The following is a 20,148-nucleotide window of genomic DNA, read 5'->3' on the forward strand; positions in this document are numbered from 1 at the left end:
CTCGTCCGGGCCATCCACGACTTTCTTTCTGCCGGGCTTCTTTCCGGGATTGCGCAAAGACGTGGACGGCCCGAATAAATCGGGCCGTGACGGCTCTGGGGGGGGAGAGGCTTTCTTCAGTCCCGCAGCAGCTCGTTGATCGCCGTCTTGGCGCGGGTCTGCGCGTCCACCGTTTTCACGATCACGCAGCAATAAAGGCTGGGGGAGGGCGCGCCGTCCGGGTTCGGCTTGCCCGGCAGCGATCCCGGCACGACCACCGAATAGGGCGGCACCTTGCCGATATGGATCTCGCCCGTCGCCCGGTCGATGATCTTGGTCGAGGCCGAGATGAAGACGCCCATGGAGAGCACCGCGCCTTCGCCCACGATCACGCCTTCAACCACTTCCGAGCGCGCGCCGATGAAGCAATTGTCCTCGATGATGACCGGGTTCGCCTGCAGGGGTTCGAGCACGCCGCCAATGCCGACGCCGCCCGACAGGTGGCAGTTCTTCCCGATCTGCGCGCAGGAGCCGACGGTGACCCATGTGTCCACCATCGTCCCCTCGTCCACATGGGCGCCGAGATTGACGAAGGAGGGCATCAGCACGACGTTCGGCGCGATATAGGCCGAGCGGCGGACGATGCAGTTCGGCACGGCGCGGAAGCCGCCCGCCCGGAATTCAGCCTCGCCCCAGCCCTCGAACTTGGAGGGCACCTTGTCCCACCAGTTCGTGTCCTTGCCGGGGCCGCCCGCGATCAGGCCCATGTCGTTGAGGCGGAAGGAAAGCAACACGGCCATTTTCAGCCACTGATGCACTTCCCATGTGCCCTGAAATTTCTCCGCGACCCGCGCCTTGCCGCTGTCGAGTGCGTTGAGCGCCTCGTTCACGGCGTCCCGCACCTCGCCCTTGGTCTGGGCGTTGATCTGGTCGCGGTTCTCGAAGGCGCGCTCGATAACGGGCTTCAGGTCGGCAAGGCTCATGGGATCGCTCTCTCGGCTGGTTGCCGGGGCAAGATAGCCGGGGGGCCACCCCTGTCAACCGAGAGCCACTGTCCTATGACCGCACCCGGAATACGCCTTTGACGCTCTGCGGCGTGCGGGCACAAATCTGGATGTGCGTTTCGGTCCGGAACCCTGAATCGGGGTAAATCGGCTCACCCTCAATGAATGCGCCCTTGATCGTGTCGATCGGCGGCTCACCGGCATTCTCTCGAATTTGGTGCAGGGTACGAATGACGGCGCAGTCCAGGTCGCGGCGCATCATATCCGCGCTGTTCGTCGGCAGGGTGAGCTCGGCCTTGTCATGAATGGCCTTCAGCTCCCGATGCGCGTCAATGAGGGGTTGATTGCTCGTGGATGTGGTGAGGTCGAGGCACAGCCCGAGGTCGATGACGGCGCCTACGACGGCCGGGGTCCTGATTTTTCCTCGGCCGAGCCTCTTCAGCAGGGCCGCATATTCGAGACCGCGTTGCGGGTTGGCTTCCCAGAAGTAAACCCCCGGCCCGAGCCAGTCATACTCATTCTGGCTTTGGGTGAAATCATTTCCAGACAGCAGCTTTTCCGCGACCTCTTTGTCGCAGCCGTGATAGCCAAGGACAAAAGAAGATGAGAGCTTGTGCAACGGCTACTTTTTCTTCTTTTTAGTAGCCCCTCCGTAGGCGGAGGTAAGCCGCCCCGACTTGGTATAGATGCCGAGATCGACCAAGGTCGCCAAAGCGACAGTAGGGCTCGCAGTCGCCTTATCTGCGAATTTTTTCGCATCTTTTTTGAACTTGTCGACCTCTTCTTTGGTCGAATAGGCAATTCGTGAACTGGTCATGGGCGGCTCCACTCAAGGTAGTAAGATATATAACCTTGTGGGCCGAACGGCAATGTCCGCCATGCAGTTGAAAAGGCGGGGATCCCTCAATCCGCCGCGAGCGGCAGTTCCGGCGCCTTCGGCTCGTCCTTCAGCACGCTTTCGCGCACCGGACGCGGCTCGCCGAAGAGGTAGCCCTGCCCGAGCTCGACATCGAAGTCGAGCACGTCCACCACCTCGCGCTCATGCTCGACCTTGTCGACGATGAGCTGGATGCCGTTGCGCCGCAGAAGTTCCTTGAGGTCGGCGGCGTGAATGTCGCCCGCCGCATAGGTGCCTTCGAGCATGGTCGTCGCCGACACCTTCACAAAGCGGAAGTTGCGGTCGTGCAGCGAGCCCGCGTCGAAGCGCAGATTGGTCACCTGATCCATCGAGAAGCGGAAGCCGAGCGCGGCCAGCGCCTCGAGGCTCGCGCGTTCCACAGGCCCGGCGCCGTTCACCGTCATCTGGCTGAACTCGAAGATGAGGTGCTGCGCGAGATCGGTATTGTGCTGCATGTATTCGATGAACTGCGGGAAGAAGTCCTCGTCGAGCAGCGAGAAGGCGGAGATGTTGCAGAAGACGCCCACCTTGCTGTTGCGCTGCGCGAGCTTACGCACGACCTGGATGCAGCGGAAGAGCAGGATGTTGTCGACCGTCGGCATCATGCCGGCGGGTTCGGCCACGCGCATATAGTCGCGCGGCATGATGAGTTCGCCCTTGTCGGTGCGCAGCCGCGACAGGCCTTCATAATAGAGCGTCTTGCGCTGCGGCAGGCTCACCACCGGCTGCAGGTAGAGGTCCACGCGGTTCGTTTCGAGCGAACGGCGGATCGTCTCCAGCAATTCGGAATCGTTCATGTGCTCGAGCCGCTTTTCGGGCTTGGGCGGCGGCACGTCGCTATCGGCAGCGGGAAGCACCGCTTCCGTCTCCACCGGGGCGGCAATCTCCGCCACGGCGGGCGTCGAGATCGCCGTGGTGAATTCGCGCGTCTCGGCCAGCCGCTTCACGAGGCTTTCGATCACGCGGATTTCCGAGAAGATGCGTTCCATGCGCTCCGTCGTCTCGCGCTCGAAGCGTTCCTCAAGTTCGACGATTTTGTCGGCTGCGTCGTCGAGATCGCGCGAAAGACCGGCGGCAAGGCTCGTCAGTTCCTGCAATTCCTTGCGCACGGCCTTGCGCTCGATGGTGCGCGAGATCGCGGCATGCGCCTCCGCGCCGAGCAGCGCGGCAATGAGCCCGCCAAGCGCGGCAAGCTTCGGATCGAAGCCGAAGAAATGGATGAGCCCATAGGCAAGCCCGATCGACGGCACTGCATAGAGCAAGGTCGCGGCGAGATGCTTGATCGGCAAAGGCATGGCGCGGGTTCCCCGAACGCTCGCGAGCCCTCCCCCAATAGAACATCGAGGACCCGGAAGAAATTCATCTGTTTTTCACCGTAAGGGCCAGCCCTTGCAAAACCGTTAACCAAACCCGCGTGGACAGCCCGTCTTTTGCCGCTGCGTCGCCCAAAAACAGGTGTCACCACCCCCGCATCCGCGCCTGCCGGGCGAGACTCCCCCAATGCGCGGCCATCGGCGCCGAGGGCCGGTAGGCCGGGTTCTCCGGGATTTTCCGGACCCGCTCATACCAGCGCGCCTCGGCGGCATCGGCCTCCCGCCAGATATCCCGCGACAACGCGCCTGCCTCCGCCGCGCTCCCGCCGCGCTTCAGCAGGGCCTCCACCTGGCCGATGAAGCTCGCTTCCAGCCGGTCGCGCTCTTGCCGGTAGGCGCCAAGCCGCTCGGGATAGTTCCGCAGCACCGCGCGGTGCAGCCTTTCATGGCCCCACCAGCGCGTCCGCGCGTCGAACACGTCGCTCGGCGCGGGTCCGAAATCCGGCAGCCCCGCTGGTTCTTTGCCATTGGCCCATCCCGGCCCGAAAAACACCGGCTTGAAGATGCCCGTATCGGGCGCCGAAGTCGCGGTCAGCCAGTGGACCGCCCGCCCTTCGCCGGTCTCCGCCACCCATGACGCCGTCGTCTGCCCGAAGCGCCTGACCGGCCCGTAGCTCGCATGCGCCGAAACCGCGCCGCCGAGAATGCCGTCCGGCCGCCAGTCCGTCTGCCGCGCCGCCTGCGCGCCATGGTCGCGCAAGAACCGCATCATGTCGCGCGCCGTGAGCGCGCGCCCGTGCCCCGTCAGCAGTTCCGTCGTCCGGCACCAGCGCCGGTGCCCGCTGGCAAGCGCCGAGCGCTTCCGGTTCGCGAAACTGTCCGCGAAGTCGAACGTCCCGCCGGGCTTCATCAAGCCATGATCGAGCGCCAGCGCCTCCGCGCCTGGGCTCAGCCGCTCGAAGCCGCACCCGATCGTATAGGCGTTCGAAATGCTGCGCTTGTGCGTGACCCGCTCCACCGCCCATTCGCGCCCCACCGTTTCGAGCACGAAGGCTTCGTGCGCGTCCGCGACGATGAAGGAGTTGTGATATTCGAAGCGGCCCTTATGCGCGCAGTTCCCGCCTTGTCCGAATTCGCCGAGGAGCCGCGTGATGACGTCGAGCGCCTCTTCAGCGCTCGCGCCCCGTTCGAGCCCGAGCCGCAACAAGTCCATGCCGATGAGCGAAGGCGTCGCCCCCGGCGCGATCTTCGCATGCACCGCCTCGTTGCCGATGGTGACGCCATGTTCGTTCGTCCCCATCTCCGCGCCCCACATCCAGAAGGGACGCGACAGCAGCACGGCATGGGTGCGGGCCGCCTGCGGAATGCTGATATAGGTGCAGCGCAGCGACGCGCCCGCTTCATGCGCCGCGGCGGGTGCGAAAAAGGGATACTGCGCCTCGTTCGCCTCCCGGTCGGAATTCTTGGCAAACAGCATCGCGCCGCTCGCCGTCGCCCCGCCCCTCGCCACCAGCGTATCGCACATGAAGTCCCCCGCTCGCCGTCCGCCGCGCCCATGCTATAGTGAGCGCCGCAGCATAGACGAGGAGCCATCCGATGTCGGCCTGGGAATTCGAATTCCGTACCATCACGGGCGAGGCGCTGCCGCTGTCGCGCTTTTCAGGAAAGCCTGTCCTCATCGTCAACACGGCGAGCCGCTGCGGCTTCACGCCCCAGTATCGCGAACTGCAGGGCCTCTGGGAACGGTACCGCCAGCGCGGCCTCACCATTATCGGCGTGCCGTCGAACGATTTCGGTGCGCAGGAGCCGGGCACCGAGGAAGAGATCGCAAGCTTCTGCGAGGTGAATTATTCGGTCACCTTTCCCCTGACCGCCAAGCAGCAGGTCGTCGGCGCCGAAGCCCATCCCTTCTATCTCTGGGTGTCGCAAGTCGCGGGCGAGGACGCGCGGCCCCGCTGGAACTTCCACAAATATCTGATCGGGCCGGAAGGCGAGCTTGTGGGCCTCTATCCGAGCAAGGTGAGCCCGCTCGACAAGGCGCTGGTGGACGAGATCGAAAGGCTGCTGGCATGAGCGGCTACGCGCCCATCGCCATCGAGCTTTCTCGCTACAACCAGTGGCAGAACGAAAAGCTCTTCGGTGTGCTGGCGGCACTCCCCCGCGAGGAACTGACGCGCGACCGAGGCATGTTCTTCGGCGACATGGCCGCGACGCTCGATCATATCCTCATGGTCGACACGCATCTCTTCAGTTACATCCAGGGCGTCATGCCGCCCCCCTTCGATCCGAAGCGCCGCGTCGAAACGGAATTCGAAAATCTCCGCGCCGCCCGCATCGGCCTCGATGCGCGGCTCAGGCTTGCCTGCGAAAGCGCCGCGCCCGGCTGGTTCGACGAGGAGATCGTCATGCCCTCCGGCCGCCACATGCCGCGCAGCTTCTGGTGGTCGCAACTCTTCAATCACGCCACCCATCACCGCTCGCAGGTGACGTCCGAACTTACCCACATGGGTGTCGACTACGGCAACACCGACATGCCCTACAATCCGCTGACGCAGTTTCCCGCGCCTTAGGCAGCATGGTCGTCCGCATGGCCGTGCATGCAAGCCTCACCTTCCACCCGCCCCTGGGGCGGGTCGACAAAATTCGAGCAAAAGCGAAGAATTTTTCGGGGCGGGGGTGAGGCACACCCATTCCCCGCCCCGAAATTTGTTTCGCTGACGCTTCACAAATTTCGACCCTCCCCGAAGGGGAGGGTGGCAGGAGGGCTAGCTGAAAAACGAAAAAGGCCCGGCATCGCTGCCGGGCCTTCCGCTTACGGATGAATCCGTAATCAGCTCGTGGTCAGCGGCGAGAGCCGGATTTCCACGCGCCGGTTCTGCTCGCGGCCTTCCGGCGTGTCGTTCGTCGCGATGGGCTGGCTCTCGCCCGCACCCACAACGTAGAATCGCGTCCCGTTGAGTCCCTGCGCCATCAGGTAGTTCGCAACGCTGCTTGCGCGCTTCTGCGACAGTTCGAGATTGTACTGGTCCGAACCCGTCGAGTCCGTATGTCCCGTCACGTCGATCAGCGTCTTGTCGTACTCTTTGAGCACGATCGCGACCGAGTTCAGCACTTCGTAGAAACGGGCATTGATGTCCGACGAATTCGTCGCGAAGGTCACATTGCCCGGCATGTTGAGGATGATGTCGTTGCCGACGCGCGTCACGCTGACGCCCGACGCCCTGAGCCGCTGCGTGAGTTCGGCTTCCTGCTTGTCCATGTAGTAGCCGACGCCGCCGCCCGCCAGCGCGCCGACGCCCGCGCCGATGAGCGCCCGTTCGCGCCGGTCCCGGGCGTCGCCCTTGCCGATCAGGCCGCCCGCGAGCGCGCCGCCCACCGCGCCGATGAGCGCGCCATAGGTGGCCTTGCTCGTCTTCTGCTCGCCGGTATAGGGATCCTGCGTCTGGCACGCGGCAAGCCCGAAGCTCGCGCAAACCGCCAGTATCGCAAATTTCTTCATCAGCATTTTTTGCTCCGATTGATGTTGCCCCGGGTCCGGATCACGGGCCGGATCGAGAGAGGTCCCGCCTGTGGTTTGAAGGCCCGATGGTGTATGAAGACCCCATACCCCGCTGGTCCGCTCAAGCCTATCAAAGCCACGGCCCCGCGAGAACCCGATTTGAACACGGAAAAACCGGCCGCTCGCCCCTCGCGGGAGGGGTGAGGGGGCCGGAAAAAGAACCTGAAGGAGGAGGAGTCACATGACATTGTTCGATTTGAGCGGAAAGGTGGCGATCGTCACCGGCTCCACGCGCGGCATCGGCGAGGCCATCGTCCACCGCATGGCCGAGCATGGCGCGAAGGTCGTCGTTTCGAGCCGCAAGGGCGACGCCTGCGACAAGGTCGCCGGCGAGATCAACGCGAAGTTCGCGGACAGCGCCATCGCCGTCCCCTGCAACATTTCCGACAAGGGCGACCTGCAGCGCCTCGTCGACAAGACGATGGAAAAATGGGGCCGGGTCGACAGCCTCGTCTGCAACGCCGCCGTGAACCCCTATTTCGGCCCCTCGAAGGACCTGCCGGACGACGCCTTCGACAAGATCATGTCGGCCAACATCAAGTCGAACCATTGGCTTGCCCACATGGTCCTGCCACAGATGGTCGAGCGCAAGGACGGCTCCATCACCATCATCTCCTCCATCGGCGGCCTGCGCGGTTCGCCCATCCTCGGCGCCTATTGCGTTTCCAAGGCAGCCGACATGCAGCTCGCGCGCAATCTCGCGGTCGAGTTCGGCCCCTCCAATGTGCGTGTGAACTGCATCGCGCCGGGCCTCATCAAGACCTATTTCGCGAAAGCCCTGTGGGACAATCCCGAAATCCTCGAACGCTCGACGGCGGGCGCGCCCCTGAAGCGCATCGGCATGCCGGACGAGATAGCGGGCGCTGCCGTCTTCCTCGCGAGCCCCGCCGGCGCCTTCATGACCGGCCAGACCATGGTCATCGACGGCGGCGCCACGGCGGCGTGAATTGGCAAAGCCCTCTCCCCTCCGGGGAGAGGGTTGGGTGAGGGGGGCGGCAAATGAGTGCGCAGAAGATCATCACCATCCGCCCCTTCGCCGCCGCCGACCGCGCGGCCTGGGACGAGATGTGGGCGGGCTATCTCGCCTTCTACGAAACCTCGCTGCCGCCCGAGGTGAGCGACGGCACATGGGCCCGCTTCGTGGCGCCCGCGCCCGGCCATGTCGGTCTCATTGCGGAAGACGCGCAAGGCCCGCTCGGCTTTGCCCATGCGATCCTCCATCCCGGCACATGGAGCCCGAAACCCGTCTGCTATCTCGAAGACTTGTATGTGAACGAAGCGGCGCGGGGCCGCGGCGTGGGCCGCGCGCTCATCGAGGCGCTTGCGGACAAGGGCCGCGCCGAAGGCTGGCTCCGCCTCTACTGGCAGACCGGCGCCGCCAACACAAACGCCCGCGCCCTCTACGATAAAATCGCTCAGCGAACGGACTGGCTGCGCTACGACCTTGATTTGTGAGAAGTGTCACTTGCCTCCGTTCCCACCCGCCCCTGGGGGCGGGTCGAGAAATTCAAGCTTGCGCAGAATTTCTCGGGGCGGGGGGCTTCTTAGCCGCTTTACCCCCGCCCCGAAATTTGCTCCGCTGACGCGCTGCAAATTTCGACCCTCCCCGAGGGGAGGGTGAATAGAGAAGAGAGGGCAGAAGAAATGAAATCCGTCGTCGTCACGGGCGTGTCCACCGGCATCGGTCATGCCGCCGCGAAGGTGCTTGCGGAGAAAGGCTTTCACGTCTTCGGCTCGATCCGCAAGGAAGCCGACGCCGCTCGCCTGAAATCCGAACTGGGCGCGCGCTTCACAGCCCTCATCTTCGACGTGACGGACGAAGCCGCGATCCGCGCGGCCGCGGGCGAAGTTCGCGCCGCCCTCAAGGGCGAGACGCTCGCCGGCCTCGTCAACAATGCGGGCATTGCCGTCTCCGGCCCCTTGATCGAGGTCGATCCGGACGACTTCCGCAAGCAGATGGATGTGAACGTCACCGGCCCCTTCCTCGTCACACAGGCTTTCGCGCCACTTCTCGGCGCCGACAAGTCGTTGAAAGGCGCGCCGGGCCGCATCGTCAACATTTCTTCCGTCGCGGGCATCCGCGCCATGCCCTTCATCGGCCCCTATGCGGCGTCGAAATTCGCCGTTGAAGGTTTTTCGGAGGCGCTTCGCCGAGAACTCATGCTCTTCGGCATCGGCGTCGTCGTCATCGGTCCCGGCCCGGTGAAGACGGCGATCTGGGACAAGGCGGAGGAGGTCGACATCTCGCGCTATTCGAACTCACCCTATCTGCCGATCCTCGAAAAATTCCAGAAGGTCTTTATCGGCCAGGGCCGCGACGGCTATCCGGCCGAACGTCTCGGCCGCCTCATCCACAAGGCACTGACGGCGCCGAACCCCAAGATCCGCTATTCGGCGGTGAAGGGCCGCCTCGCCGAAAAGCTGCTGATGAACCTCGCGCCGAAGACCACGCTCGACAAGGTCATCGCCAACATGCTGGGCCTGAAGAAGCAATAGCAGAAGATACGGCCCGACCTTCTTCTTTCTTGTCATTGCCGGACTTGATCCGGCAATCCAGAAGCCGCGCGAGCGGCGTCTTTCTTCGCAAAGCCGCCTCCGGCGCTAAGCGCGCCTCAAGCGGCGAGTAACGGAACAACGCATCCCAAACCGTCATGGCCCGGTTTGTCCGGGCCATCCACGTCTTTCTTCCCAAGCTTTGCGTTTGTGTAGCCTTTTGGTGCCGGTCAGGGGTCTGTATCCAATCAATTATATTGACAATCATACGTACAAATGACAATATTCGACTACGAATGGGATGAGAGGAAAAACCGCGCCAATCTTGAGAAGCACGGGCTTTCCTTCGATCTGGCGGTCGAGATTTTCGCGCATCCCGTTCTCCTCGCCGAAGACCCGCGCCGCTATGAGACGGTGCGCGGGGTCGAGCGGCGTTACATCGCCATCGGAGAAATCGACGGCGTTGTGGTGATCGTCGTCGTCTACACATGGCGCGGCGAGAAAAGACGGATCGTCTCCGCACGAAAGGCCAACAGGAATGAGCGCAAGGCGTACAAAAGCTGGGTCGAAGCCCAAACGGGATGAAGAGCTTGCGCGCCTCAAGGCGAAACCCGACAGTGACATCGATTATTCCGACATTCCCGAACTCGGGCCCGATTTCTTCAGAGCGGCAAAAATGCTGATGCCCGAGGCGGCGCAGCCGGTCACCATGCGTCTCGACCGTTCGGTGATCGACTTCTTCAAGAAGCAGGGGCCGGGCTACCAGAGCCGCATCAATGCGGTCCTGCGCGCCTATGTCGAAACTGTCGGCAAGGCAGAGAAATAGGCGCCGCCTGCCATTGCATGTGCGGCACCGACACTAATTCCGCCTCACGAAATTCACTCCGATCCCGGTAGACAGGACCTCTCCCCCGAATAGTCTCCGGCGCAAATCGCTCGCGCCCGCTATCATGGGCAAAAAGGGAGAGAAACATGGCCGATCTTCTCGCGACCTCCGCGCGCTACATCGACAACGACATCTATGAAGGCGCGGGCCTCGTCAATCGTCCGACGACGGAGCTTTCCGAGGTTGCGGACGGCATCGCCCTCATCGAGGCATTCTCCCATGTCGTCGCCTTCCGCACCGGCGACGGCCTCGTCCTCTTCGACACGAGCCTCGAAGCCTTCGGGCAGGGCGTCCTGAAGTCGCTGCGCAAATGGTCCGACGAGCCCGTCGCCCATATCTGCTACACGCATGGCCATGCCGATCATGTCGGCGGCACCGGCGCCTTCGTCTGCGAGGCCTGCGAGAAGGGCCATCCGCGCCCGCGCATCACCGGCCACGAGAATGTGCTCCCGCGCTTCCGCCGCTACGAGGCGACGAACGGCTACAACTTCACCATCAATGCGCGCCAGTTCGCGCCCGCCGCCGAATTGCGCATGGGCGGGCAGGGGACGCCCGGCCCCCGCCGTTTCGGTCCCGATCCCTGGGTCGATCCCGACGTCACCTTCCGCGACGCCATGGAGTTCCGCTCCGGCGACCTCCGCTTCGAACTGCGCCACGCCATCGGCGAGACCGACGATCATCTCTGGGCCTGGGTGCCGGAACATAAGGCGATCTGCTCGGGCGATTTCGTCACCTGGGTCTTTCCGAATGCGGGCAACCCGCAAAAGGTTCAGCGCTATCCGCTCGAATGGGCGAAAGCGCTGCGCGAAATGGCGGCGAAGGAGCCGGAGCTTCTGCTCCCGGCCCACGGCCTGCCCATCGCCGGCAAAGCGCGCATCGCGGGCGTGCTCGACACGATTGCCTCCGCGCTCGAATTCCTCGTCTCCCGCTCGCTCCAGATGATGAACGACGGCGCGCGCCTCGACGACCTGATCCATGGCGTGAAACTGCCCGCACATTTCATGGACAAGCCCTATCTGAAGCCCGTCTATGACGAACCGGAATTCATCATCCACAATATCTGGCGCCTCTATGGCGGCTGGTACGACGGCAATCCCTCGCGCTTGAAGCCTGCGCCGGATGCCGTTGTGGCGGCCGAGATCGCGCGGCTCGCGGGCGGCGTCGCGAAGCTCTGCATCCGCGCCGAAGAACTCGCCGCGACGGGCAGGGAAGAGGACATGCGCCTCGCCTGCCATCTCGCTGAGGCGGCAACACTCGCCGAACCCGAAAACCGCGACGCGCACATGTCCCGCGCCAATGTTTACGGCGCGCGCCGCAAGGCCGAGCTTTCGCTCATGTCGAAAGGTGTCTTCGGCTGGGCCGAGCGCGAGTCGGCTGCGAAGGCGGGCAAGAACGACCTCTGATGCTCAGGACGCCGCCTTCACGGCGGCGATTTCCCGGTCGGTGAAGCGAAGGTGGCCTTCCTTGATCCAGAGGAAGGCGCCGATATCGCTCGATTGTGCATTGAGCGGTGTGCCGGCGGGCAAGCGCAACCATGAGAGCGGCGCGAATGTCTCGCCGCCTTCCTCGAACCCGCCCTTCAGGCAGAGGATTTCCATGCCGTCCTCATTTGCGCGCGTAATGTCCGCGCCGGGGTGCCAGTATTCCGCGCGCACCGTCTCCCGCGCATCGCGGAAAATCTCCGTTGCGTTCACGCCCGCTTGCCCCTCTACAGGGACGGGCTGCTTTTCGAAGAGATTGAGGAGCACATGCGTCCGGTCCCGCGGATCGAACTGCCAGAGCTTCACGAAGATCGTGCAGCCCGGCTCCGAACCGGGCGTGTGGCGCGAGGTCGGCGGATTGCGCACATAGCTGCCCGCCGGATAATTCCCGTGCTCGTCCTGGAACACGCCGTCGAGCACGATGAATTCCTCGCCGCCGCTGTGGATATGCGGTGAGAAATGGCTGCCCGGCGCATAGCGCACGATGGTTGTCGCGCGCGCCACCTCGCCGCCCACGCGGTCGAGCATCTTGCGCTCCACGCCCGGCATGGGCGAGGGCACCCAGTCGAGCGCATCCGCATGAACGGCGGCGCGCGCCGCGAAGTCGTCATTGATGTTCATGGCTCTCGTTCTCCCTTGGGGCGCGGAGCCCGGATACCGGGCTCCGCCTGTTCTCACGCCGCGTTCAAGAGCCCTTCGCGCTCCAGAACCTGCTGCACGCGCGGCCGCGCCGCGACGCGCGCGACGAACTTCTCCACATGCGGCCACTTTCCGAGGTTCACGCCGATGAGCTTCGTCCACGAAGCGACGACGAACATGTAGGTGTCGACGACCGTGAAGGTCTCGCCCATCGCGTAAGGACGCCCGTCGGCGAAACGCGCATCCACGACGTCGAAACGCGACTCGAGCTTCGTCATCGCCTGGGCGAGCGCGGCGCCTTCCGGCTTCACAGCCGCAAAGAACGGACCGAACGATTTGTGGAATTCGGATGCGGTGAAGTTCAACTGCTGCTGCAGCTTCACGCGATCGAGCGTGCCGGCCGCGGGCGCAAGTTTCGAGTCCGGCTTCAGGTCCGCGACATATTGCAGGATCGCGGGCGCCTCGAGGAGCGTCTCGCCATTGTCGAGTTCGAGCGCGGGCACATAGCCGAGCGGGTTCACCTGCCGGTAGTCGCCGCCGTTCTCGGTCTTCTTCGACTGGAGGTCGACTTTCTCAAGCGTGAAGTCGGCATTGATTTCGGCGAGCGCGATATGGACCGCCTGCGAGCAGACGCCCGGCGTGTAGTAGAGCTTCATGTTTTCGGTTCCCTGGAATGTTGCGTCGAACGAAGCCGGCTTCGAGGGGGGATGTACGAAGTGAGCTTTCTCCTGTAAATCTGATTTCCAGATGAAACCGAAGAATCCCGTTTCCCGGCGGTAACCAGATCACCGCGGAGAGAGCGCCTATGGCCTTGAAAATGCGAAAGAATTTGAGCCCGGCCCCGCCCGGTGCCTGTCCGCTGCTCGAATGCATGTCGATCATCGGTGGCGCCTGGGCGCCGAACGTCATCTGGCATTTGCGCGGCGGTCCGCGCCGCTTCAGCGAGTTGCGCGGCGACATTCCGCTCGTCTCGCCCAAGGTGCTGACGACGCGTCTGCGCGAAATGGAAGAGGATGGCGTGATCACGCGCCGCGTGATGCCGACATCGCCACCGTCGGTCGAATACGAGTTGACGCCGCTCGGCGCAAGGCTCGTGCCGGCGATCGAGGCGATTGCGGAAGTGGGCGAGGAGTTGAAGAAGACGCGCGCGAAAAAGCGCGGGAAGGGAGCAGCCGCCCCGCCGCGCGAGAGTTTTAGGGGAAGGCGTCGCGTCGCGGCTGGTTAGGCGGGAACCGCAACGAGCCTCCGGGATCCTCGAGGCGCGAAATACGCACGCGCCCCGAGGGGAAGAACCGGTTCAGCGCTTGCTGTAGCGGTTCTTCGACGGCGCTTGATCGTTCGGGGCGGCGGCGGATGCGGTGAAGACGGAGGCGCTGCGGGCGCTCTCCTGGTCGAGCGTCGGGCTCCCGTCCTTTGCGAAGGCGCCCGTGCCCGTCAATGCGGTCACTGCCGCCGCGAAAACTGCCACCGTAATTCTGCGCTTTGAATGCGTCATTCTTCTGCTCCGTTGCGTTTGCGTGCCGGGCGGCGAATGCCACCCGGCATCTGCAAGGTGTGGAGCGGACACCGCTTTTGAAAATCAACTGCTCTCACATCGCCGTGAACGGTGCGTTAGGCGCCCCCCGGTCTCGGGCGCACGAGATAGCGTCCATAGACGACCGTGAAACCGAGAAAGCCCGCCCCCCAGAGCGCGCCGGAGATCATGAGCAACGTCATCGTCAGCTCGGGCAGGAACGCGGCGGCGATGCGCGTCAGCGCCGCAAGGATGATGGCGGCATAGAGCGCGACCGTCGCCCTGTCCGCATGGAGCGCGTGACCCGTATGGCCGAGCGTCGCGCGCGTCATGACGGCCATGATCATCGTGCCGATCGCGCCCGCGCCGAACGCATGAAGCGCCGCCGTCAGCGGCACGGCGCCGGCGATGGCGGAGAGGCCGAGCAGCGCGAGGCCGAGCGGAATGAACGCATAGCCCGCATGCAGGACGAGGACGAGCGGCTCCGCACTCGTGGCGACCCCGCGCCAGCGCGCCAGCCGCACCGCCTGCGCGAGGGCGGCCGGAAGCGCGATCCATGCGAGCGCCGTGCTGTCCGGCCAGACAACGAAGACGGCCATCGCCGCCGCCGTCGCGCCAAGCGCCATCCGGTCCGCCATGCCGAAGCTCGCCGGCAGCTTCGTCTCGCCGCGTTTCGCCAGCCAGTTCCGCGTGAAGCTCGGTACGATCCGCCCGCCGATCAGCGAGACGAGAAGGATGATCACGCCGAGCCCGAGCCTTGCGCCGCTTCCCGCCGGCACCGCCGCGCCCGCCGCTTCCGCATGCATCAGCGCGTTGCCCGCGAGAAGAAGCGTCAGCACGCCCGTCATCGGCAGGTTGCGCCAGTTGCGGCCCGCCACGATTTCGCGCGCGACGACGCAGAGAAAGACGGTGGGGAAGGCAAGGTCGATGGCCGCCGCCGCCATGGCCCCCGTCATTTCCGAAAAATAGAGCACGATCCGCCCCGCGCTCCACAAAAGCACGAGCGCAAGCAGCGGCAGGCCCTGCAGCGGCATGCGGCCCGTCCAGTTCGGAATGGCGGTGAGCATGAAGCCCGCGATCGCCGCCATCGCGAAGCCGTAGAGCATTTCATGCGAATGCCACATCAGCGGCGGAAAAAGGCTCTGCGGTGCAACGCCGCCTGTAAGCGCGCTCACCCACAGGCCGAGCGCCAGCGCGGCATAAAATCCGGCGAGCAGGAAGAAGGGCCGGAAGCCCTGTTCGAGCACCGCCGGCCCCGCCCATCGCCGGTAACGCGGTATGCCGCCGCTCTGAACCGTCATTGAACGCACTCCGTGCCTGCGACCGCGCGCGCGATATCGCGCTTCAGCCGCGCCGCATCGATGCCATATTCGCCGGCCGCCTCGTCCACCGTCATGAAGGGCGCGATGGGACAGGCGGGGCAATTCATCTTGTAGTCGAGAAAGACCCGGACAGTCTGCGGCCAGCGTCTCAACAGGTCGCCCACCGTCATGCGGGTGAAATCCGCGGAAAAATTCGTCGTCATTTCTCGTCCCTCCGGCTCCGTGCTGAAGAGAACTCTAGCGGCTCTCCCTGCGGCGGATTTGCGCAGGCGCAAATGCCGCGCTCATGCCTGCCCGGAAATTTCCACCAGCCGGTGCGGGCGGCGGATGACGAGATGGCTGGAGCGCCGCGAGTCCACGATCCCCTCCTGGTCCCAGGCCGAAAGCGTGCGGCTCACCGTGTGCAGCGTCGTTGCCGTCATCTCCGCAAGGTCCTGCCGCGACAAGGCAAAGGGAATCTCGATCCCGTCTTCCGTGCGCCGCCCCGCCTGGTTCGCCAGCCGGAGCAGCGCCGAGGCGATCCGCTGTTCCACGCGCTGCGTCGCCACTTCCTGCAGGCGCCGCTGCAATTCCTCGATGCGCCCGCCGACCACGCGGATCGCATTCTGCGCGATCTCAGGGTACCGCTCCATGAGGTCGGAAAGCCGTCCCGCGCTCCAGCTCATCACCATCCCGTCTTCGAGCGCGACGGGCGTTGCCGGAAAGGGAATGCGCCTGAGCACGGCGACGACGCCGATCATGTCGCCTGGGCCCATATGTCGCAGCACCACGTTCTGTCCGTCCGGCGTCACCTGGTCGAGGCGGATCTGCCCCCAGCCAACCGCATAGCCATGCGTTGCCTCGTCACCCTGCTCGAAGAGCTTTTCTCCTTTGGAAACAGGCTGTTCGCGCGCCACGTCGGCAACGGCATGAAGCGCCTTCTCGTCGAGCCCGTCGAACAGGCCGACCGGCCTGATGAGCTCTACGCGTCTGTGCATCTCCATGCTTCCTCGCCTTCGGGTGTGAGTGAGCTTCGATCATCCGCCCCGGAATTGTTGCAGCGCAAATCGCGCCGCCGGGGACCTTCCTATCTTCAACGCATGGACGGACCGCACGCGTCCGCACTTTCAGCGTCAAGGAGAACGCAAATGAGCAGGTTCAGGCAAGCTCTCATCGGAACGGCAAGCGCCATGGCGCTCATGGCCGGTCTCTCTCTTGGCGCCGGTACCGCTGTCGCCGCAGAAGCGCAGGATGCCGTCGCCCCGGCCCCGTCTCCCACATTGGCATCCATCGCCCACGATCCTTCCGCTGTGCCCGCGCCCATCACGCGCGATCATGCCGCGGTCGTCAAGGTCGCGCTCGAGACGATCGAGCGCGAGGCCTTGCTCGCCGACGGCACGTCCTTCCGCTTCTGGACGTTCAACGGCACCGTACCCGGTCCCTTCGTCCGCGCCCGCGTCGGCGACACGGTGGAGGTCACGCTGAAGAATGCCGATGACAGCATGATGTTCCATTCCGTCGACTTCCACTCCGTCACGGGGCCGGGCGGCGGCGCGGTGGCGACGCAGACGGAGCCGGGCCATGAAACGGCCTTCAGCTTCAAGGCCATGAAGCCCGGCATCTATGTCTATCACTGTGCGACGCCCATGGTCGCCGATCACATCCAGGCCGGCATGTACGGGCTCATCCTGGTCGAGCCGGAAGGCGGCCTGCCCAAGGTCGACCGCGAAATCTACGTCATGCAGGGCGAGGTCTATACGGAGGCTGCCTACGGCCAGAAAGGCGAAGTCTTCACCGACTACGACAAGCTGCTCGACGAAAAGCCGGAATACTACGTCTTCAACGGCACGGTCGGCGCGCTCACGGGCGACAATGCGATCAAGGCCCATGTCGGCGAAACCATGCGCATCTATTTCGGCGTCGGCGGCCCGAACAAGACCTCGAGCTTCCACGTCATCGGCGAGATCATGGACAAGGTCTACACGCATGGCTCCCTCGTGAGCCCCGCCTCCGAGGACGTGCAGACCGTCACGGTCGCGCCGGGCGGTGCGACGGTCGCCGAAGTCACCTTCGACGTGCCGGGCCGCTACCTCCTTGTCGACCACGCCTTGTCCCGCATGGAGCGCGGCCTCGTTGCGCAGATCGCGGTGGATGGTCCGGCCGACACGGCGATCTTCGACACGCACGGCGCCGAACTCAGCATGGCCGGGCACTGACCCCGGGCCATTGCGGTGAGGCGTTTCCGGGGGGCTCGCGGGCGGGTTTCGTCCCGCTCGCGAGATCTCCTTTTTCAGGAACAGGAAAAATGAAAATTCGTACACGTCATAAAATTTGCGCATCTGCGCTCGGTCTCGGCCTCCTCGCAGCGCTCCCCGCTCATGCGGCGGATTTCGAGGTGAAGATGCTCAATCGCGGCGAGGCGGGCGCCATGGTCTTCGAGCCGGCCTTCCTGCGCGTCGCGCCGGGCGACACGGTGACCTTCGTGCCCACCGACCGCAGCCACAACGCGGAAAGCATCGGCGGCATGACGCCCGAAGGCGCCGAGCCCTTCAAGGGCCGGATGAACGAAGCCGTCGCCGTCACCTTCGAGAAGGAAGGAATCTACGGCTACAAATGCCTGCCGCATTACGCCATGGGCATGGTCGGTGTCGTGGTCGTGGGCGAACCGGAAAATCTCGCCGACGCAGCAAAGGTCTCCCATCCGGGCAAGGCCAGGACCGTCATGGGCGACCTCATGGCCGAGGCCGGGTAGCTGCGCCACCCGGCGAAAAATCCCGTCCTCGCTTTCGCGGGAGCCAAAAAGAAAAAGCCCTCTCCCGCTTATGCGGGAGCCAAAAAAGAAAAAGCCCTCTCCCGCTTTCGCGGGAGCCAAAAAAGAAAAAGCCCTCTCCCGCTTTCGCGGGAGAGGGTGAAAATTCGGCCGGGCCCATTGGGGGAGGGGGAAGGGACCCAGGCCTTCAGAGGGAACGATCAGGAGATAGTGTCTCCTTCACCCCCGCCAAGAGGCTCCCCCTGCGGCGGGAGGTCGCGGATTGCGGCATTCGCATACGGCGACGATCCCCGTGCCTCACCTTGGGAACGAAAACCCAATAGATTTTCAGGCGGGGCACCCCCTGTTGGGCCGCTTTAGGGGAAGGGTGGCCGGTTCATCAGAGGGCACTAGAAAGGCAATCGTCTCCTGGAAGAGCGGTGTCGCCGAATGAGCCACTATCAGAATTCAAGCGTAAGTTGGTTGGACTCATCTGCAAGGAAAGCCGTTTCACGCAATTGTCGTTCGACGCTTCCCTTTTTTGCTCTTGGAAGGAACGCAAGTATCATTTCTGCTGCCGCTCGGTACCCGCTCCCTGTGCGTTCCACTAGTCCCATTTCTTCCAGCCGATTCAGGTCGCGCGTAATTGTTTTGCCGGTTTTTCCAGCATAGGCTTCCGCAAGTTCTGGGGTGAGACGACGAAGTTCATTCTTCGGAAGCTCCCCTTCGGTTCTACTCAATGCTAAAACAAGTTTTAATTGGCGCTTGTCGGGAATGCCATTTTGGCCGTCAAATAGTTCGTACACATAGTTTTGCCAAGAAACGTGCCATTGCTGAACTTTGATTACTCGAAGCTGCTCGCGTAGCCCGTCAACAAATCCGTCCACTGCATATCTGAGGAAGGCGATAGGGTCCCCTCCGTTTGCCGATGCAATCTTGAGTTGGCGATAATACTCGGTGCGCGTCTTGTTGTAGAAGTTGCTAAGTAGATGGCCGGCGACCGATGGAACCCCAGCTTCCATCAAGAATCTAACTTCCAACAGTCGCGCTGTTCGGCCATTCCCATCACCGAAGGGGTGTATCCACACAAGATATAAGTGAGAGACAATCGCCTTCAGTATTCCTGTCGAAATCAGGTCGTCATCGGCAGCTTTGAAACTGTCGTTGAGCCACTCACAAAGTTTTTCCAATAGTAGGTCGCATTCTCTCCATGGTGCGCCATGATATCCCGCGACTTGAATGTCAGTTTTTACGCATTCGCCAGGAATCACGTAAGGCTCGACTTCAAGTCCGTCGAGAACAGTTCTGTTGTAATCTTTAATATCTTGGGCGGTGATCGGCTTTGTACCTTCAGACTCGACCTGGTCGAGGATTCTGTTTGAGGCCTCTAGGATGTTCGCGATTTCTTTCTCTAGATAAGCTTGGGACTTCGGAAGAGAGCTTTCTTTCCGAACAATAGCGATGGCTTCGTTTTCCGTAAGCGTATTGCCTTCAATCGCGGCTGTTGCGAGCGCTCCTCGTGCCAAATAAATCTCATGCAGCTTTTCGGCGAGGCGAGGTTTCAGAGGGACTCCCAAAAGGTGTTGGCACTTCGATTTTGCTTCTCCAAGAGCAATCCAGAGCGGCGCCGGTGCTCGCCCAAGTTCCAGCGAGAAGGTGATCCATGGATGCGTTCTTTTGTACTCCACGATGTCTCCTCAGAAAATAAAAAATTTCTTTATTATCATTGGGTTATAAATATAGAGCGACAAAAAGTCCACAAAAATGTCCCAGTGGATGATGCCTTGCTCTAGGTTGTGATCAAGCTTTCGAAATCTACAAGCGGTTGATCTCCATGGGGATTATCTGCGGCCAGCTTTCGTAGCTTCGGATTAAAGCTGCCGCGAAAAAAGACCTCCTGGCCCGAAGTCAGGAGGGTTGAAGTGCGGGGTCGTTGGGCGGAGAGAGGTGGCTCGGTCCATCAGAGGGCACGAGAAGGAGATGGTCGCGCCATACCCTCTCCCGGCCCCTGTGGCGGGAGGTCGCGCCCCCTATCCGCGCATCCGGCGGACATGCCGCCCCGTGCGCCGCGCATCTGATTTTTCCGGTCTTGTCCCCATCCGGGGATTTCACAATATTTTAAACACCCGGGGACAAGCGCGCCGAATGTGACGGTTCGATGACATTCACATGACACTCGCCGCGATTTGTCCCCGCTTGCGCGCGAGTGGCGCATGATCGCGGACGGTGGAACATGGGAACAAGAGAGCGTTGCCTTGTCCTCAAGCGGGGCGGGGATAAGGCCGAAGACCTCTCCCGGCAGGAGGCTGCCCGTCCGGCAAATCGCGCCGGGA

General features: G+C 63.2%; 24 protein-coding genes. 11 read left to right on the forward strand and 13 right to left on the reverse strand.

Annotated features, from left to right (window positions below):
• Positions 1-116: 116 nt before the first annotated feature.
• The 5 genes from dapD to ACKUUH_RS10415 all read right to left on the reverse strand — a co-directional run bounded on the left by dapD (position 117) and on the right by ACKUUH_RS10415 (position 4,719).
• Positions 117-962, reverse strand: a complete 846-nt coding sequence (gene dapD / locus ACKUUH_RS10395; RefSeq protein WP_407949846.1) for a 2,3,4,5-tetrahydropyridine-2,6-dicarboxylate N-succinyltransferase — start codon at positions 960-962, stop codon at positions 117-119.
• Between the two features lie 73 nt (positions 963-1,035).
• Positions 1,036-1,602 carry a hypothetical protein gene (locus ACKUUH_RS10400; RefSeq protein WP_407949847.1) on the reverse strand — a complete coding sequence of 189 codons (567 nt, stop codon included), beginning with the start codon at positions 1,600-1,602 and terminating at the stop codon, positions 1,036-1,038.
• Positions 1,603-1,605: 3 nt separating this feature from the next.
• Positions 1,606-1,800 carry a hypothetical protein gene (locus tag ACKUUH_RS10405; protein ID WP_407949848.1) on the reverse strand — a complete coding sequence of 65 codons (195 nt, stop codon included), beginning with the start codon at positions 1,798-1,800 and terminating at the stop codon, positions 1,606-1,608.
• A gap of 86 nt (positions 1,801-1,886) precedes the next feature.
• Positions 1,887-3,176 carry an EAL domain-containing protein gene (locus tag ACKUUH_RS10410; protein WP_407949849.1) on the reverse strand — a complete coding sequence of 430 codons (1,290 nt, stop codon included), beginning with the start codon at positions 3,174-3,176 and terminating at the stop codon, positions 1,887-1,889.
• 163 nt (positions 3,177-3,339) lie between these two features.
• On the reverse strand, positions 3,340-4,719 hold the full coding sequence (locus tag ACKUUH_RS10415; RefSeq protein WP_407949850.1) for a hypothetical protein: 1,380 nt from the start codon (positions 4,717-4,719) through the stop codon (positions 3,340-3,342).
• Positions 4,720-4,790: 71 nt separating this feature from the next.
• Between ACKUUH_RS10415 and ACKUUH_RS10420 the strand changes: the two genes are divergently transcribed.
• Positions 4,791-5,267 (forward strand): glutathione peroxidase, encoded by a 477-nt coding sequence (locus tag ACKUUH_RS10420; RefSeq protein ID WP_407949851.1) that lies wholly within the window; start codon positions 4,791-4,793, stop codon positions 5,265-5,267.
• Entirely contained in the window at positions 5,264-5,764 is a 501-nt protein-coding gene (locus ACKUUH_RS10425) for a DinB family protein (RefSeq protein ID WP_407949852.1), read from the forward strand. Before ACKUUH_RS10420 ends, ACKUUH_RS10425 begins: the two co-directional genes overlap by 4 nt.
• A gap of 260 nt (positions 5,765-6,024) precedes the next feature.
• On the opposite strand, the gene ACKUUH_RS10430 is transcribed toward ACKUUH_RS10425, so the two are convergent.
• Complete coding sequence (locus ACKUUH_RS10430; protein WP_407949886.1) at positions 6,025-6,696, reverse strand: OmpA family protein; 672 nt, start codon at positions 6,694-6,696, stop codon at positions 6,025-6,027.
• 238 nt (positions 6,697-6,934) lie between these two features.
• On the opposite strand from ACKUUH_RS10430, the gene ACKUUH_RS10435 reads away from it, so the two are divergent.
• The 6 genes from ACKUUH_RS10435 to ACKUUH_RS10460 all read left to right on the forward strand — a co-directional run bounded on the left by ACKUUH_RS10435 (position 6,935) and on the right by ACKUUH_RS10460 (position 11,535).
• A complete protein-coding gene (locus ACKUUH_RS10435; protein WP_407949853.1) occupies positions 6,935-7,699 on the forward strand; it encodes an SDR family oxidoreductase in 765 nt (254 codons plus the stop codon).
• Positions 7,700-7,752: 53 nt separating this feature from the next.
• Complete coding sequence (locus ACKUUH_RS10440; RefSeq protein WP_407949854.1) at positions 7,753-8,208, forward strand: N-acetyltransferase family protein; 456 nt, start codon at positions 7,753-7,755, stop codon at positions 8,206-8,208.
• Between the two features lie 189 nt (positions 8,209-8,397).
• Positions 8,398-9,249 carry an SDR family oxidoreductase gene (locus ACKUUH_RS10445; protein ID WP_407949855.1) on the forward strand — a complete coding sequence of 284 codons (852 nt, stop codon included), beginning with the start codon at positions 8,398-8,400 and terminating at the stop codon, positions 9,247-9,249.
• Between the two features lie 273 nt (positions 9,250-9,522).
• Positions 9,523-9,831 (forward strand): BrnT family toxin, encoded by a 309-nt coding sequence (locus tag ACKUUH_RS10450; protein WP_407949856.1) that lies wholly within the window; start codon positions 9,523-9,525, stop codon positions 9,829-9,831.
• Positions 9,785-10,072, forward strand: coding sequence for a BrnA antitoxin family protein (locus ACKUUH_RS10455; RefSeq protein ID WP_407949857.1), 288 nt, complete (start codon positions 9,785-9,787; stop codon positions 10,070-10,072). The genes ACKUUH_RS10450 and ACKUUH_RS10455 overlap by 47 nt, the downstream gene beginning before the upstream one ends.
• Before the next feature lie 146 nt (positions 10,073-10,218).
• Positions 10,219-11,535 carry an alkyl sulfatase dimerization domain-containing protein gene (locus ACKUUH_RS10460; RefSeq protein WP_407949858.1) on the forward strand — a complete coding sequence of 439 codons (1,317 nt, stop codon included), beginning with the start codon at positions 10,219-10,221 and terminating at the stop codon, positions 11,533-11,535.
• A 3-nt stretch (positions 11,536-11,538) separates the two neighbouring features.
• Here ACKUUH_RS10460 and ACKUUH_RS10465 read toward each other — a convergent pair whose 3' ends face one another.
• Positions 11,539-12,234, reverse strand: a complete 696-nt coding sequence (locus ACKUUH_RS10465) for a cupin domain-containing protein (protein ID WP_407949859.1) — start codon at positions 12,232-12,234, stop codon at positions 11,539-11,541.
• Between the two features lie 53 nt (positions 12,235-12,287).
• Complete coding sequence (gene gstA, locus ACKUUH_RS10470) at positions 12,288-12,908, reverse strand: glutathione transferase GstA (RefSeq protein WP_407949860.1); 621 nt, start codon at positions 12,906-12,908, stop codon at positions 12,288-12,290.
• A 149-nt stretch (positions 12,909-13,057) separates the two neighbouring features.
• Here gstA and ACKUUH_RS10475 point away from each other — a divergent pair, with 149 nt between their 5' ends.
• Positions 13,058-13,477: a winged helix-turn-helix transcriptional regulator gene (locus ACKUUH_RS10475; protein ID WP_407949861.1), complete on the forward strand. Its 420-nt coding sequence runs from the start codon at positions 13,058-13,060 to the stop codon at positions 13,475-13,477.
• 72 nt (positions 13,478-13,549) lie between these two features.
• Here ACKUUH_RS10475 and ACKUUH_RS10480 read toward each other — a convergent pair whose 3' ends face one another.
• The 4 genes from ACKUUH_RS10480 to ACKUUH_RS10495 all read right to left on the reverse strand — a co-directional run bounded on the left by ACKUUH_RS10480 (position 13,550) and on the right by ACKUUH_RS10495 (position 16,064).
• Positions 13,550-13,747: a hypothetical protein gene (locus tag ACKUUH_RS10480; protein WP_407949862.1), complete on the reverse strand. Its 198-nt coding sequence runs from the start codon at positions 13,745-13,747 to the stop codon at positions 13,550-13,552.
• 116 nt (positions 13,748-13,863) lie between these two features.
• The gene (locus ACKUUH_RS10485; protein ID WP_407949863.1) at positions 13,864-15,066 is read right to left on the reverse strand and encodes an NnrS family protein; all 1,203 of its coding nucleotides are present in this window, start codon (positions 15,064-15,066) and stop codon (positions 13,864-13,866) included.
• Positions 15,063-15,290 carry a DUF1858 domain-containing protein gene (locus tag ACKUUH_RS10490; RefSeq protein ID WP_407949864.1) on the reverse strand — a complete coding sequence of 76 codons (228 nt, stop codon included), beginning with the start codon at positions 15,288-15,290 and terminating at the stop codon, positions 15,063-15,065. The genes ACKUUH_RS10485 and ACKUUH_RS10490 overlap by 4 nt, the downstream gene beginning before the upstream one ends.
• An 81-nt stretch (positions 15,291-15,371) precedes the next feature.
• Positions 15,372-16,064, reverse strand: coding sequence for a Crp/Fnr family transcriptional regulator (locus ACKUUH_RS10495; RefSeq protein ID WP_407949865.1), 693 nt, complete (start codon positions 16,062-16,064; stop codon positions 15,372-15,374).
• Between the two features lie 150 nt (positions 16,065-16,214).
• On the opposite strand from ACKUUH_RS10495, the gene nirK reads away from it, so the two are divergent.
• On the forward strand, positions 16,215-17,282 hold the full coding sequence (gene nirK / locus ACKUUH_RS10500) for a copper-containing nitrite reductase (RefSeq protein WP_407949866.1): 1,068 nt from the start codon (positions 16,215-16,217) through the stop codon (positions 17,280-17,282).
• Between the two features lie 89 nt (positions 17,283-17,371).
• Positions 17,372-17,818: a pseudoazurin gene (locus tag ACKUUH_RS10505; protein ID WP_407949867.1), complete on the forward strand. Its 447-nt coding sequence runs from the start codon at positions 17,372-17,374 to the stop codon at positions 17,816-17,818.
• A 458-nt stretch (positions 17,819-18,276) separates the two neighbouring features.
• Here the strand turns inward: ACKUUH_RS10505 and ACKUUH_RS10510 are convergent, their stop codons facing one another.
• Complete coding sequence (locus ACKUUH_RS10510; protein WP_407949868.1) at positions 18,277-19,503, reverse strand: Fic family protein; 1,227 nt, start codon at positions 19,501-19,503, stop codon at positions 18,277-18,279.
• Positions 19,504-20,148: the final 645 nt, after the last annotated feature.

It is taken from the genome of Parvibaculum sp., assembly GCF_045863935.1.
Classification (GTDB): Bacteria; Pseudomonadota; Alphaproteobacteria; order Parvibaculales; family Parvibaculaceae; genus Parvibaculum.

Bases quoted from the DNA above. Each gene is read 5' to 3' on its own strand.
- ACKUUH_RS10490 (WP_407949864.1), bottom strand. From the start codon at position 15,290: ATGACGACGAATTTTTCCGCGGATTTCACCCGCATGACGGTGGGCGAC.
- ACKUUH_RS10460 (WP_407949858.1), top strand. From the start codon at position 10,219: ATGGCCGATCTTCTCGCGACCTCCGCGCGCTACATCGACAACGACATC.
- ACKUUH_RS10405 (WP_407949848.1), bottom strand. From the start codon at position 1,800: ATGACCAGTTCACGAATTGCCTATTCGACCAAAGAAGAGGTCGACAAG.
- ACKUUH_RS10495 (WP_407949865.1), bottom strand. From the start codon at position 16,064: ATGCACAGACGCGTAGAGCTCATCAGGCCGGTCGGCCTGTTCGACGGG.
- ACKUUH_RS10455 (WP_407949857.1), top strand. From the start codon at position 9,785: ATGAGCGCAAGGCGTACAAAAGCTGGGTCGAAGCCCAAACGGGATGAA.
- ACKUUH_RS10420 (WP_407949851.1), top strand. From the start codon at position 4,791: ATGTCGGCCTGGGAATTCGAATTCCGTACCATCACGGGCGAGGCGCTG.
- ACKUUH_RS10435 (WP_407949853.1), top strand. From the start codon at position 6,935: ATGACATTGTTCGATTTGAGCGGAAAGGTGGCGATCGTCACCGGCTCC.
- ACKUUH_RS10450 (WP_407949856.1), top strand. From the start codon at position 9,523: ATGACAATATTCGACTACGAATGGGATGAGAGGAAAAACCGCGCCAAT.
- dapD (WP_407949846.1), bottom strand. From the start codon at position 962: ATGAGCCTTGCCGACCTGAAGCCCGTTATCGAGCGCGCCTTCGAGAAC.
- ACKUUH_RS10425 (WP_407949852.1), top strand. From the start codon at position 5,264: ATGAGCGGCTACGCGCCCATCGCCATCGAGCTTTCTCGCTACAACCAG.
- ACKUUH_RS10445 (WP_407949855.1), top strand. From the start codon at position 8,398: ATGAAATCCGTCGTCGTCACGGGCGTGTCCACCGGCATCGGTCATGCC.
- gstA (WP_407949860.1), bottom strand. From the start codon at position 12,908: ATGAAGCTCTACTACACGCCGGGCGTCTGCTCGCAGGCGGTCCATATC.
- ACKUUH_RS10410 (WP_407949849.1), bottom strand. From the start codon at position 3,176: ATGCCTTTGCCGATCAAGCATCTCGCCGCGACCTTGCTCTATGCAGTG.
- ACKUUH_RS10415 (WP_407949850.1), bottom strand. From the start codon at position 4,719: ATGTGCGATACGCTGGTGGCGAGGGGCGGGGCGACGGCGAGCGGCGCG.
- ACKUUH_RS10465 (WP_407949859.1), bottom strand. From the start codon at position 12,234: ATGAACATCAATGACGACTTCGCGGCGCGCGCCGCCGTTCATGCGGAT.
- ACKUUH_RS10475 (WP_407949861.1), top strand. From the start codon at position 13,058: ATGGCCTTGAAAATGCGAAAGAATTTGAGCCCGGCCCCGCCCGGTGCC.
- nirK (WP_407949866.1), top strand. From the start codon at position 16,215: ATGAGCAGGTTCAGGCAAGCTCTCATCGGAACGGCAAGCGCCATGGCG.
- ACKUUH_RS10440 (WP_407949854.1), top strand. From the start codon at position 7,753: ATGAGTGCGCAGAAGATCATCACCATCCGCCCCTTCGCCGCCGCCGAC.
- ACKUUH_RS10480 (WP_407949862.1), bottom strand. From the start codon at position 13,747: ATGACGCATTCAAAGCGCAGAATTACGGTGGCAGTTTTCGCGGCGGCA.
- ACKUUH_RS10505 (WP_407949867.1), top strand. From the start codon at position 17,372: ATGAAAATTCGTACACGTCATAAAATTTGCGCATCTGCGCTCGGTCTC.
- ACKUUH_RS10485 (WP_407949863.1), bottom strand. From the start codon at position 15,066: ATGACGGTTCAGAGCGGCGGCATACCGCGTTACCGGCGATGGGCGGGG.